This window comes from Leptothrix ochracea, assembly GCF_041083635.1.
Taxonomy (GTDB): Bacteria; Pseudomonadota; Gammaproteobacteria; order Burkholderiales; family Burkholderiaceae_C; genus Sphaerotilus; species Sphaerotilus ochraceus.
On the sequence record NZ_JBFPHB010000014.1, the window covers coordinates 1 to 12,197 of the forward strand.

A 12,197-nucleotide genomic window follows, 5' to 3' on the forward strand; every position below is an offset into this window, starting at 1 on the left:
ACGGCCATCAGCATCAACACCGCTAAAACCACCCAATTGCCGGAGCGCTCAGACAACATCGGGTTGTGATGCGAGAGCATGGTGACCAAGACAGGCAAAGCCAAGTAGGTGTTGTGCAGACTGCGAATCTTGCCGCGTTGCACCCCATGCGATGGCGGAAGATGCCCGGCCAACATGTGCGCTACCGAGGCCCGCTGACCGGGGATCACCCGAAAGAAGATATTGGCCGTCATGATCGTGCCCAACATCGTTCCGACCACCAAAAAGGCCACTCGGCCCGAAAACCATTGGCACGCTAGCCAATCGGCCAACAGCACCCCTAGCGCGATCCACCATGCCACATAACGTCCAGAGGACGACCGGCACGCCCAGCAAAGCACCTCGTAGCCCAGCCAGCCCACAAGGATGAAACCCCCAGCCACCCACCCGGCCTGCGCAACATAGAGCGTGCCCAGCAGCAAAGCCATGCCGGACAACCACGTGGCGTAGCTTTCCCAGTAAAGCCAGTGCAGATGACTGACCGCGCCCCGACGGGGGCCCAAAGGAAATTTACGTATGTTGTAGAACGCCCCGCCGTAGAGCGTCCACAAACTGCCCGACACACCCAGATCCCGATCGCCTTCGCCGTCGGCAGGGACAAGACTGTTGTCCAGCCAGACAAAGAAAAACGAGGTGCCGATCCAGATCATCGCTGTGGCGATATGCACAGAGCGCAGCAGCTCATGCAGCCAGTCCAGCAAGTAGGTGTCCATCCTCTCCCCGATGCTTTTGAAGACATGATCAACAAGGGTTCCCCACCTTCGGGTGGGCGCGGCGATCTCACTGCCGCAGCTTGTACCCCGTTGCAAGCAGGCGCAACGCCACCGCACTGATCACCAAGAAACTGCCGCTGACCACCGCCAAACTGATCCAAGGCGAGACATCGCTCACCCCAAGAAAACCATGGCGAAAGCCGTCAATCATGTAGAAAAAGGGGTTGAAGTGACTGACCATTTGCCAGCGTTCTGGCAACGAATGGATCGAATAGAAGACACCAGACAGAAAAGTCATCGGCACGATGATGAAGTTTTGAAAGGCGGCCAACTGATCAAACTTCTCGGCCCACAAGCCGGCAATCAAGCCCAAGGCCCCCAGCATCGCTGCGCCCAGAACGGCAAAAACCAGCACCCACATCGGTTCAACCAGCCCTTGAGGGGCGAACCAAACGGTACCCAACCAAACCCCAAACCCCACCACCAGACCACGCACCACCGAGGCCCCCACATAGGCAACAAACCAAGCACGGTGCGTCAGCGGTGTGACCAAGAGCAGCACCAAGTTGCCCGTGATCTTGCTTTGAATCAGGCTCGACGAGCTGTTGGCAAAGGCGTTTTGCAGCACGCTCATCATCACAAGCCCGGGGATCAGGAAGTGGGTGTAGCCCACCGCGTCGTAGACCTTGACGCGATCTTCCAGCACATGCCCGAAGATCAACAGATAAAGCACTGCCGTCAGGATCGGGGCCGCCACGGTTTGAAAGCTGACCTTCCAAAAGCGCAGTACTTCCTTGTAGAAAAGAACCGAAGCCCCCGTCAACAAACCCGGTGCTGAGCCGCGTTGGGCATGGTGCTTATTCATGGTTGTGTCCCTGCGTGATCAGTGGCGGCCGGAGCGGCTTGCATGATGTCAAGAAAGACATCCTCCAATGCAGCACGGCCAATTTCTAAGTCTTCGACAACCACACCGGCTTGACGCAACTGCGCCAAGATCGCCTCCACTTCGGCCGCATCGTGGGCCGTGATTTGCACCATGCGCCCAGTGATACGCAAGGGCGCAGACAACGCCGCCGGCAGAGCCTGATCGGTCTTAAAGCGCAACATCGTGGCTGCCCGACCGGCGAGTAATCGTGAGGTGGTTTCCAACGCCACCACCTGCCCTTGCTTAAGCATGGCAATGCGCCCGCACAGGGCTTCGGCCTCTTCAAGGTAATGGGTGGTCAGGAGCACCGTATGGCCTTCGCGATTGAGCTTGGCGATGAATTGCCACAAGGTTTGTCGCAAGGCCACATCCACCCCAGCCGTCGGCTCATCGAGCACGATCACGGGTGGACGATGCACCAAGGCTTGGGCCACCATCACCCGGCGTTTCATGCCACCGGAGAGCTGGCGCATGTTGGTGTCGGCTTTGTCGGTGAGCCCCAAGCTGTGCAATAACTCGTCGATCCAAGCGTCGTTGTGGCGCACACCAAAGTAACCACTTTGAATCTTCAAGCTCTCGCGCACCGAGAAGAAGGGATCAAACACCAGCTCCTGCGGCACGATGCCCAAGGCCCGGCGCGCAGCCGCAAAGTCATGCACCACATCGTGGCCCATGACCGTGACCGAGCCAGAGCTGGCGCTGGCCAGTCCGGCCAGCAAGCTGATGAGGGTGGTTTTGCCGGCCCCATTGGGTCCCAACAGGCCAAAAAATTCGCCTTGCTCAATGTCGAAGCTCACCCCCGACAAGGCTTGCACCGTCCCACGTGGCCCCACAAAGCTCTTGCTTAATCGATGAAAAGAAACAGCCGCAGAAGCGGTGACCGTGGGCAAAGATAAGTGTGGATGAGGCATGGTGGACGCGATTGTAGGTAGCTGGCCCATCGGAGGGGGTTCATCAACGAATATTAAGAATTCGATTAAGCTCGGAGCCTTAAGCCACCGTCATCTTGATCCCCATGTGCCCCACTCCCATGCTTTCCGCCCGCTCTGTCATCTTGGCTGCGACCCTGCTTGGAGGTTTGATCACCAGCCCTGTTTCCCAAGCAGCGTTGCAAGATGAGGTCCAAGTCTATGACGACAGCATCAACGAGGTCGGTGAGTTTGGGGTTGAACTGCACATCAACACCACCCCCAGCGGCTCGGCCACGCCCAATTACCCCGGCGAGGTGGTTTCGCTGCACGGCTGGCGCCTGACGCCCGAATTTTCTTGGGGATGGACCCGAACTGTGGAGTTGGGGCTTTATGTACCCACCGTCATGGACGCCCAAGGAAGCTACCAATTTGCCGGGCTGAAAGGGCGCATCAAGTGGTTGCCCATTCAAGCAGATACAGCGTTGGGAGGCTGGTTTGCTGGGGTCAACTTCGAGCTGGCCCATGTCAAACCCGAATACGACCAAGCCAAGTACACCACCGAGACCAAGCTGATTGGCGGCTATCGCGGCCCACACAGCCTGATCAGCACCAACCTCAACATCGGTACAGAAGTGGAGGGCCCCAATGCCGGGCAACGTCCAGAAATGAGCTTCAGCATCAAGGCCACCCGTGCGCTCAAAAACCATCCCGCCTTTTCGCCCGGCGTTGAGCTTTACACCGATTTAGGCCGAGTCGGGCAAGCGGTGGTCGATCGAGACCAGGACCGTCGATTGTTTTTGACGCTGGACGTGGAGCGCAAACCGTGGGAATTCAGCTTCGGCATCGGCCGGGGCCTGACCCCGGTGGCCGATACGTGGACGCTGAAGATGATCACCGAGATCCCCTTCTCGCTTTAAGCGCTTTAAGCTTTAAGCAACTCCATCCGCTCCCCCAGCCAGCGCAGCATGTGCGCCCGAGCCTTGGCAGGTTGACACTTCAAAAGCGTGGCAGCCGCTTGGCGCGCCTTGACCAGCAAGGGCTCGTCTTGCTGCAAATCCGCAAAGCGCAGCAAGTTGTCGCCGGATTGACGCTCACCCATCAACTCGCCAGGTCCGCGAATCTCTAAGTCGCGTCGCGCAATCTCAAAACCGTCTTGGGTCTCCACCATGGCCCGCAAGCGATCCCGCCCCGTGGCCGACACCGCTGCACCGTGCAGCAGCATGCACACACTGGCCGTGGCACCGCGCCCCACCCGGCCGCGCAGCTGGTGCAACTGCGCCAAGCCGAAACGATCGGCATGCTCGATCACCATCACGCTGGCGTTGGGCACATCGACACCCACTTCGATCACGGTGGTTGCCACCAACACCGCCAGCTCGGCGGCGCTGAAGCGCGCCATGACGTCCGCCTTTTGCGCCGCCGGCAAACGGCCGTGCAGCAAACCCACCCCCACCCCCGGCAACGCCTCTGAAAGCTCTTGATGGGTGGCCGTCACATTGGCCAGATCCAGCGGTGGCCGGCCGAGCAGATCGGTCTTGGGCTTGTCATCCTCGGTGGCTTCCCCTTCTTCGATCAGCGGACACACCCAGTACACCTGGCGCCCCTGCGCCACCGCTGCCTGCACCCGCTCAATCAAAGCATCGCGCCGCGACTCAGGCAGCAAGCGCGTCACGATGGGACTGCGCCCCGGCGGCAAGGTGTCGATGGTGCTGACGTCCAGATCGGCGAAATAGCTCATGGCCAAGGTGCGCGGAATGGGCGTGGCGGTCATCATCAGCAAGTGCGGCTCTAGGCCTCGCCCGGCATCGGTGAGCTTGCGGCGCAGCGCCAGCCGCTGTTGCACGCCAAAACGGTGTTGCTCATCGACGATCGCCAGCCCCAGACGCGCAAATTGCACCTCGTCTTGAATCACGGCATGGGTGCCCACGATCAATTGCGCCTCCCCTGAAGCCACCCTCGCCCGCTCTTGCGCCCGCGCCTTGCCCTTGCGGCTGCCGGTGAGCCACGCCACTTGGATCGGCGCATCGCGCAGGCGCAAAGGGGCCAGCCACTCGACCAACTTGCGCCAGTGCTGTTCGGCCAAGATTTCGGTGGGCGCCATCAGCACGCATTGCCAGCCCGCATCCAGCGTCACCGCCGCCGCCAAAGCCGCCACCACCGTTTTGCCAGAGCCCACATCGCCTTGCAGCAGCCGGTGCATGGGGGCGGTGGCGGCCAAGTCGCCGGCGATTTCCTCGACCACCCGTTGCTGGGCCGCCGTCAAGGTGAACGGCAAGACCGCCAGCAATTGCGTGGGCAAGCCCTCGGGCACGGCGCGCAACGCTGGGGCTTTGAGCTGCGCCCGTGCCTCATGGGCCAGTTGCTGCGAGATTTGCTGCGCCAGCAACTCCTCAAACTTGAGCCGCTGCCACGCCGGGTGCATCCGCTGTTCCAGCGCCGCAAGCGGGGCATCGGGTGGGGGCTTGTGCAAAAAATGCACCGCTGAACGCAGTGCCGGCAGACCCGCAGGGACCAGCTCCGTCGGCATCAGCTCGCTCAGATCAGCGCGCTGCAAAGCGTTGTCGATGGCGCGACGCAAATAAGCCTGCGGCAATTGCGCCACCGTCGGATAGACCGGCGTCAGCGCTGCGGCAAGCGGCACATCCCCTTGGACCGCTTTGAAGGTGGGATGGATCATTTCCCGCCCCGCAAAACCCATGCGGACTTCGCCACGCACCCGCACGCGCGCACCCACGGCCAAGGTCTTTTGATGCGAGGGGTAGAAATGCACAAAGCGCAGCAGCAAGGTGGCGCTGCCGTCATGCACCGTCACCAGCAATTGCCGGCGAGTACGCGTTTCGATGCGGGCCTCGCGCACTTGCGCTTCGATTTGAGCCGTCTCGCCGTCTCGCACTTGGGCAATCAGGCTCAGGCGCGTCTCATCTTCATACCGCAAAGGCATGTGCAGCGCCAAGTCCATGTCACGGACGAGGCCCAGTTTTTGCAAAGCGCGCTGGGGTGCTGACAGAGGTGATGGCGATAAAAGCTGTTCAGGCATGAAACAATTCTGCATGCTATTGAACGATGCTTCCTCCACGCCCCTGTCTTCCACCCCCCGCCATCATGCTGTGGCGGACTTCGATTTCGATCTTCCCCAAGAGCTGATCGCCCAAAGTCCTGCGGCTGAACGCACCGCCTCGCGCCTGCTTGATGGCCGCAGCCATCCCCCTGTGCATCGCATCTTTCGCGACTTGCCCGACTTGCTCAGCCCGGGGGACTTGCTGGTTTTCAATGACACCCGCGTGATCCGTGCCCGGCTTTATGGGACCAAAGACACCGGCGGTGCCGTTGAAGCTTTGGTGGAACGCCTGCTCGCGACCCCGGGTGACATCTGGGCGCATGTGCGGGCCAGCAAATCACCGCGTGTGGGTCAAAGGATCTGGTTCCACAACGAGGCCACGGGGGAACGGATCAAGGCCGAGGTCCTTGGGCGCTGCGGTCCCGATAACGGCTTGTTCCACCTGCGCCTGCCCAGCGAGGTGCTGCCGATCTTGGATCGCCTGGGCCATGTGCCCCTGCCGCCCTACATCACGCATGCCGATACGACGGATGACGAGCGGCGCTATCAAACCGTCTTTGCCCGCCAACCCGGAGCCGTGGCCGCCCCCACAGCGGCGCTGCATTTTGATCAAACCCTGCTCGACCAGCTTGCTGCACGCGGCGTCCAAAGCGCTCACGTCACCTTGCACGTCGGCGCGGGCACCTTCCAGCCGGTGCGCGTCGAGGACTTGAGCCAGCACCGCATGCACAGCGAACGCTTTGAAGTCCCTGAAGCCACGGTGGCCGCGATTGCCCGGACCAAGGCAGCCGGTGGACGGGTGGTGTCGGTCGGCACCACCACCTTGCGCGCGCTCGAATCAGCGGCGCGCAGTGGTGTGTTGCAGGCTGGAGCGAGCGAAACCGAGATCTTCATCACCCCAGGGTTTGACTTTCAGGTGGTGGATCGGCTGATCACCAACTTCCATTTGCCACGCAGCACCTTGCTGATGCTGGTCAGCGCCTTTGCAGGTTTTGAGGCGATCCAAAGGCTCTACCGTCTTGCGATCGAGCAGCAATACCGCTTCTTCAGCTACGGTGATGCGATGTTGTTAGATCGGTTACAGGCCTCTTCCGCAGACCATTAAACTGCCTCACTCTTTCAACGTGCGTGCAACATCGTGCGGACCCGCCCATGGCTGATGTCCTTTCCAAAAAGAGTAGCGCTCCTTTCGAACTGAAGAGTGCCTCGATGACCTTGGTCGCCTTGATCCTGAAAACGACGGATCTTCAGACCTTGGCCGAGGCGTTGGCCCGACAGTTTGAAGGCAGCCCCCAATTGCTTGATCACGATCCCGTGATCGTTGACTTGGCGGCCATCGCGAGTAGCGATCAGGTGCTGGATGTCGTGGCCTTGGCCGAGTTGCTGCGCCGCTTTCATCTGATCGTAGTCGGCGTGCGCAGCGGCAATCCTCAGCAGATGGCAGACGCCCGCGAAGCTGGACTGATTGACGCTTCTGAACATGCCGCTCCCCCTCCCCAAGTCACGCAAGCCGTCGCCCCCCAACCTCAACCCGGTCCCACCTTGTTTGTCGATCGCCCCTTGCGCTCAGGGCAGCAGGTCTACGCCCGAGGAGGCGATTTGGTCGTGATGGGCATGGTCAGTTTCGGTGCAGAGCTGATCGCTGACGGCAATATCCACGTTTACGGCCCCTTGCGCGGTAAAGCCATCGCGGGTGCACGTGGCAACACCCAAGCAAGGATCTTTGCCACCAGCATGGAGCCCTCGCTGATCGCGATCGCGGGTATCTATCGCACCACAGAATCCCCCTTGGCCGAGGAGGTCTTGGGCAAACCGGCCCAAATTTGGCTGGACGGGGAAAGTCTGTTGATGGAAGCTATCAAGTGCTGAAGAAATTTACAAAACAATACAAGGACAGAAAGGAACCCAAGCGATGACCAAAATCATCGTGGTGACTTCCGGCAAGGGTGGCGTCGGCAAAACCACCACAAGCGCAAGTTTTGCCACTGGACTGGCCCTGCGTGGTCACAAGACCGTCGTCATCGACTTCGATGTCGGCCTGCGTAATCTCGACCTGATCATGGGTTGCGAGCGTCGGGTGGTGTACGACCTGATCAACGTGATCCACCAAGAGGTGAATCTGAATCAGGCCATCATCAAGGACAAAAACTGCGACAAGCTCTATGTCTTGGCCGCGTCCCAAACACGCGACAAAGATGCCCTCGACAAAGACGGTGTCGGACGCGTGCTGCGTGAATTGATGGACATGGACTTCGAGTTCATCGTCTGCGATTCACCCGCTGGCATTGAAACCGGGGCCTTGATGGCCATGCACTATGCCGATGAAGCCTTGGTGGTCACCAATCCCGAGGTTTCGTCCGTGCGGGACTCGGACCGGATTCTCGGCATGCTCAGCTCCAAAACGCTGCGTGCTGTGGAAGGGCGTGAACCCGTCAAAGAGCACTTGCTGATCACCCGCTACAACCCGACGCGCGTCGAAGAGGGCCAAATGCTGTCGCTCGATGACATCCATGAAATCCTGCGCATTCCCCTGATCGGCGTCATTCCCGAGTCGGAGATCGTCTTGCAAGCCTCCAATCAAGGTTTGCCCGTGATCCACATGGGCGAGAGCGACGTGGCAGAAGCCTACAAGGACTTGGTCGCTCGCTTTCTTGGCGAAGAACGCCCGATGCGTTTCATCGAAACGGCCAAACCGGGCCTGTTCAAGCGACTGTTCAGCCGGAGATAAGTCGATGGGACTGCTGTCATTCATCCTTGGCGAAAAAGATAAAACAGCCAGCGTTGCCAAGGAACGCTTGCAGATCATCTTGGCGCATGAACGCTCTAGCCGGGGCGATGCTTTACCAGACTACCTGCCTGAGTTGCAACGTGAGCTGCTGGCCGTCATTTCAAGGTACGTCACGATCGCTCCTGGGGACATCAAGGTTCACCGAGAACGACAAGACAACCTCGAAGTGCTTGAGGTCAAGATCGAGTTGCCTGACAACGCACGTTAAAACAGCCTTTAAGGCGTCAACGCCCGAGCCACTCGAAAACCGATATCTGCTTCGGATCCATGGGCCCAAGCGCGGTGAGCTGGACGCGTTTGCACCGAGGGCGTTTTCCACGACCCACCTCGCGCCATGTGGCTTTCGGCGTGGGTGCAACGCTCAGTCCAAGCAGCCCCGTCCGCAGGAGCGCCAGCAAGATTGTCATGAAAACAGTCTTGGACCCATTCCCAAACATTACCCTGTAGGTCATAAAGACCAAAGGCATTGGGCGCAAAACTGCCGACATGCCAAGCTGCAGGGACGGCGTCGCTTTCGGTCATGGCGGGACTGACGTTTGCACGGCCTGCCACAAACGTATCTCCCCCTGCGTAAGCACTTTGTGACCCAGCTCGCGCCACATATTCCCATTCCGATTCGCTCAAGAGCCGATAAGGCTGGCCGGTACGCTCGCTCAGCCACTGGGCGTATTGGGAAGCCTGTTCCCATGTGATATCGACCACGGGTAAACGACCGGCACCGGGAATCATGGCGGCACCCATACCTGTTCGAGACGATTGCGCTTGGCAAGGCCCTTCAGCCACACAGATCTGCCACTCGTCCCGGGTTACCTCAAAACGCCCCACGGCAAAAGGTTTGAGGATCATCACCCGGTGCTGAGGACTTTCATAGATCTCGCGCCCCAGTTCCGTTTCTGCGCTCCCCATCAGGTAGCTGCCAGCGGGGACAACCACCATCTGCGGACACAAGGCGCAATCGTGGAACACAGCCCCAAGCGGCGGCGTCCCCGAAGGATCTGCCCAACTTGGCTGGGCACACATCAGGCCCAAGACCACGCCCGAGAGCAACCGGCCCCAAGCATGGTGATGCAACAACATCGTCTTCATGGTTTGAACTTTCATGATGCCCGCCATCGTAGGGCCGTCATGCGTTCTTGCGTGATGGGTCACTGAACATGTCATGACCAAGCTCAGACACGCTTCATCCAAAGCCCTGAAGAGAGCCGTTGTTTCAGCGCCGCAAAGCGTGTGAGGCCTGCGCCAGCTCCGTGATGCGCGCCCAGTCGCCGTGGTTGACCGCATCGGCCGGCGTGAGCCACGAGCCACCGCAGACCTTGACGTTGGGCAGCGCAAGGAACTGCGGCGCGTTCTCGGGTGTCAAACCGCCGGTGGGGCAAAAGGACACGTCGTGAAACGGGCTGGCAAAGGCTTTGAGCAGACTCAAGCCCCCGACCGCCGTGGCTGGGAACAGCTTCAAAAAGTGATAGCCGTCGGCGTTGGCCGTCATGACCTCGCTGGCGGTGGACACCCCCGGCAGCAAAGGCAGATCCAGCGCTAGGCAAGCCTCACCGATGGCCGAGGTGTAGCCCGGGCTGACGGCAAAGCGTGCGCCGATCTTTTTGACCGCCTCGGCATCGGCCACCGAACGCACCGTGCCCGCGCCGACGATGGCCTCCGGCACTTCGCGGATCATGGCTTCCATGCACGCCAGCGCCACCGGGGTGCGCAGCGTCACCTCCAACACCCGCACACCGCCCGCCACCAGCGCACGGGCCAAAGGTACCGCGTCTTCCAGACGGTCCAAAACGATCACAGGGATGACCGGGCCGTACTGGGCCAGCTCAATGGTTTTCATGGGGTTTCCTTTGAAGTCGAAGCAGATTCAGAGCCAAGTCACCGCGCCCTCTTCGGCGGTGCGCACGTTACGGCGCATACCACCAAAGAGTTCCCGGCCCAAGCCGTGGGCGTTGTTCTCAGCCAAATCGTCGGGCAGGGCTGCGATCACGCGCTCGGCCCAGATTTGCGCTGGCACCAGCGCGTCCAGCGTGCCGGCCACGGCGTCCAGACGCAGCAGATCCCCCGTGCGCACCTTGCCCAGCGCACCGCCAGCCAACACTTCGGGGCTGACGTGGATGGCGGCGGGCACCTTGCCCGAAGCCCCGCTCATGCGCCCGTCGGTGACCAGCGCCACCCGAAAGCCCTTGCCTTGGAGCACCGCCAACGGTGGGGTGAGCTTGTGCAGCTCGGGCATGCCGTTGGCCTGCGGGCCTTGGAAGCGCACCACGGCGATGAAGTCGCGCTCCAATTCGCCCGCCTTGAAGGCGGCTTGCAGGGCGTCTTGGGTGTCAAAGACGATGGCTGGGGCTTCGATGATGTGGCGATCCTCGGGCACCGCTGAGGCCTTGATCACGGCCCGCCCCAAATTGCCGGCCAAGAGCTTCAAGCCCCCGCTGGCACTGAAGGGGTCGGAGGCCGGGCGCACCACGCTGGTATCGCCACTGCGCATCGGCGCTTCGATCCAGCGCACGCCGCCCTGCCCATGGCCTTGCCCGTCCGTGTCAGCCGCAGCCACCGGCAACTTGGTTTGGGCCCGCAAGCTTGGGCCGTTCACGCTCAGCACATCGCCGTGCATGCAACCCGCGTCCAGCAGTTCACGGATGACAAAGCCCGGGCCCCCGGCCGCTTGGAACTGATTCACGTCCGCTGCGCCGTTCGGATAGACCCGCGCCAAAAGCGGCACCACCGCTGAAAGTTCGGAGAAATCGGTCCAGTCGATCAAGATGCCCGCCGCCCGTGCCACCGCCACCCAGTGGATCAGGTGATTGGTCGAGCCCCCCGTGGCCAAGAGCGCCACCATCGCGTTGACGATGCAGCGCTCATCGACGATCTTGCCAAGGGGGGCTTGCTCGTTGCGCAGCGCCAGCACGCGCTGCACCGCCGCGCGGGTCAGGTGCTCGCGCAAGCCGTCGTGCGGATGCACAAAAGCGGCACCCGGCAGATGCAGGCCCATGGCCTCAAGCAGCATCTGGTTGGAATTGGCGGTGCCGTAAAAGGTGCAAGTGCCTGCACCGTGATAGGCCGCCGATTCCGCCTTGAGCAGATCGTCGCGTCCAACCAGCCCTTGGGCGAACTGTTCGCGCACCTTCGATTTGTCGCCGTTCGACAGCCCTGACGCCATCGGCCCAGCAGGCACAAACACGCAGGGCACATGGCCGAACTGCAAAGCACCGATCAAAAGCCCCGGCACGATCTTGTCGCAGATGCCCAGCAGCAGCGCCGCATCAAAGGTGTCGTGGCTCAGGCCAATGGCGGTGCTCATTGCAATGGTGTCGCGCGAGAACAAGCTCAGCTCCATGCCCGGATAGCCCTGCGTCACGCCGTCGCACATCGCCGGCACACCGCCGGCCACTTGGGCGGTCGCGCCATGGCGGCGCGCCTCGTCGCGGATCAGTGCCGGGTAGCCCTCGTAGGGCTGATGGGCCGAGAGCACATCGTTGTAAGCCGTGAGGATGCCGATGTTGGGGCCCTTCTCCGCCACCACCCGAAACTTGTCCGAGCCTGGCAGCGCCGCAAAGGCGTGTGCGACGTTGGCACAGCCCAAGCGCTCCGGCCCACGGGCGCGCTGCGCCATCGCCTCGACACGCCGCAGATACGCCGAGCGCAACCCTTGGCTGCGCTCACGGATGCGTTCAGTGATTTCGACCACAGCTGACTTCATGACACCCCTTTGAAACCGGAAGCGCAAGTATCATGAAACTAAGTTTCAGCGTCAAGCTGCAACGCT

At 61.1% G+C, this 12,197-nt stretch carries 12 protein-coding genes; 5 read left to right on the forward strand and 7 right to left on the reverse strand.

The window, feature by feature from the left end; all coding sequences use genetic code 11:
• The 3 genes from AB3X39_RS06130 to AB3X39_RS06140 all read right to left on the reverse strand — a co-directional run.
• Positions 1-752, reverse strand: a 752-nt coding sequence (locus AB3X39_RS06130) for a urate hydroxylase PuuD (protein WP_369416476.1), incomplete at its 3' end; no start/stop codon positions are given.
• A gap of 67 nt (positions 753-819) precedes the next feature.
• Complete coding sequence (locus AB3X39_RS06135; RefSeq protein ID WP_369416477.1) at positions 820-1,617, reverse strand: ABC transporter permease; 798 nt, start codon at positions 1,615-1,617, stop codon at positions 820-822.
• Positions 1,614-2,588 (reverse strand): ABC transporter ATP-binding protein, encoded by a 975-nt coding sequence (locus AB3X39_RS06140; RefSeq protein ID WP_369416478.1) that lies wholly within the window; start codon positions 2,586-2,588, stop codon positions 1,614-1,616. The genes AB3X39_RS06135 and AB3X39_RS06140 overlap by 4 nt, the downstream gene beginning before the upstream one ends.
• Positions 2,589-2,707: 119 nt before the next feature.
• Here AB3X39_RS06140 and AB3X39_RS06145 point away from each other — a divergent pair, with 119 nt between their 5' ends.
• A complete protein-coding gene (locus tag AB3X39_RS06145; RefSeq protein ID WP_369416479.1) occupies positions 2,708-3,505 on the forward strand; it encodes a hypothetical protein in 798 nt (265 codons plus the stop codon).
• A 5-nt stretch (positions 3,506-3,510) separates the two neighbouring features.
• On the opposite strand, the gene recG is transcribed toward AB3X39_RS06145, so the two are convergent.
• On the reverse strand, positions 3,511-5,625 hold the full coding sequence (gene recG, locus AB3X39_RS06150; protein ID WP_369416480.1) for an ATP-dependent DNA helicase RecG: 2,115 nt from the start codon (positions 5,623-5,625) through the stop codon (positions 3,511-3,513).
• Positions 5,626-5,638: 13 nt separating this feature from the next.
• On the opposite strand from recG, the gene queA reads away from it, so the two are divergent.
• Genes queA through minE form a run of 4 tightly spaced genes read left to right on the forward strand, consistent with a single transcriptional unit; the run spans position 5,639 to position 8,642 of the window.
• Entirely contained in the window at positions 5,639-6,751 is a 1,113-nt protein-coding gene (gene queA, locus AB3X39_RS06155; RefSeq protein ID WP_369416481.1) for a tRNA preQ1(34) S-adenosylmethionine ribosyltransferase-isomerase QueA, read from the forward strand.
• 47 nt (positions 6,752-6,798) lie between these two features.
• The gene (minC, locus tag AB3X39_RS06160; protein WP_369416482.1) at positions 6,799-7,515 is read left to right on the forward strand and encodes a septum site-determining protein MinC; all 717 of its coding nucleotides are present in this window, start codon (positions 6,799-6,801) and stop codon (positions 7,513-7,515) included.
• A 43-nt stretch (positions 7,516-7,558) separates the two neighbouring features.
• Complete coding sequence (minD, locus tag AB3X39_RS06165) at positions 7,559-8,374, forward strand: septum site-determining protein MinD (RefSeq protein ID WP_369416483.1); 816 nt, start codon at positions 7,559-7,561, stop codon at positions 8,372-8,374.
• 4 nt (positions 8,375-8,378) lie between these two features.
• Positions 8,379-8,642, forward strand: coding sequence for a cell division topological specificity factor MinE (gene minE / locus AB3X39_RS06170; RefSeq protein ID WP_369416484.1), 264 nt, complete (start codon positions 8,379-8,381; stop codon positions 8,640-8,642).
• Positions 8,643-8,650: 8 nt separating this feature from the next.
• Here the strand turns inward: minE and AB3X39_RS06175 are convergent, their stop codons facing one another.
• From AB3X39_RS06175 to edd, 3 genes are all read right to left on the reverse strand, one after another.
• The gene (locus AB3X39_RS06175; RefSeq protein ID WP_369416485.1) at positions 8,651-9,520 is read right to left on the reverse strand and encodes a formylglycine-generating enzyme family protein; all 870 of its coding nucleotides are present in this window, start codon (positions 9,518-9,520) and stop codon (positions 8,651-8,653) included.
• Positions 9,521-9,644: 124 nt separating this feature from the next.
• Positions 9,645-10,268 carry a bifunctional 4-hydroxy-2-oxoglutarate aldolase/2-dehydro-3-deoxy-phosphogluconate aldolase gene (gene eda / locus AB3X39_RS06180; RefSeq protein WP_369416486.1) on the reverse strand — a complete coding sequence of 208 codons (624 nt, stop codon included), beginning with the start codon at positions 10,266-10,268 and terminating at the stop codon, positions 9,645-9,647.
• Positions 10,269-10,295: 27 nt separating this feature from the next.
• A complete protein-coding gene (gene edd, locus AB3X39_RS06185) occupies positions 10,296-12,131 on the reverse strand; it encodes a phosphogluconate dehydratase (protein WP_369416487.1) in 1,836 nt (611 codons plus the stop codon).
• Positions 12,132-12,197: the final 66 nt, after the last annotated feature.

Bases quoted from the DNA above. Each gene is read 5' to 3' on its own strand.
- queA (WP_369416481.1), top strand. From the start codon at position 5,639: ATGCTATTGAACGATGCTTCCTCCACGCCCCTGTCTTCCACCCCCCGC.
- recG (WP_369416480.1), bottom strand. From the start codon at position 5,625: ATGCCTGAACAGCTTTTATCGCCATCACCTCTGTCAGCACCCCAGCGC.
- minE (WP_369416484.1), top strand. From the start codon at position 8,379: ATGGGACTGCTGTCATTCATCCTTGGCGAAAAAGATAAAACAGCCAGC.
- minC (WP_369416482.1), top strand. From the start codon at position 6,799: ATGGCTGATGTCCTTTCCAAAAAGAGTAGCGCTCCTTTCGAACTGAAG.
- edd (WP_369416487.1), bottom strand. From the start codon at position 12,131: ATGAAGTCAGCTGTGGTCGAAATCACTGAACGCATCCGTGAGCGCAGC.
- AB3X39_RS06135 (WP_369416477.1), bottom strand. From the start codon at position 1,617: ATGAATAAGCACCATGCCCAACGCGGCTCAGCACCGGGTTTGTTGACG.
- AB3X39_RS06145 (WP_369416479.1), top strand. From the start codon at position 2,708: ATGCTTTCCGCCCGCTCTGTCATCTTGGCTGCGACCCTGCTTGGAGGT.
- eda (WP_369416486.1), bottom strand. From the start codon at position 10,268: ATGAAAACCATTGAGCTGGCCCAGTACGGCCCGGTCATCCCTGTGATC.
- AB3X39_RS06175 (WP_369416485.1), bottom strand. From the start codon at position 9,520: ATGAAGACGATGTTGTTGCATCACCATGCTTGGGGCCGGTTGCTCTCG.
- minD (WP_369416483.1), top strand. From the start codon at position 7,559: ATGACCAAAATCATCGTGGTGACTTCCGGCAAGGGTGGCGTCGGCAAA.
- AB3X39_RS06140 (WP_369416478.1), bottom strand. From the start codon at position 2,588: ATGCCTCATCCACACTTATCTTTGCCCACGGTCACCGCTTCTGCGGCT.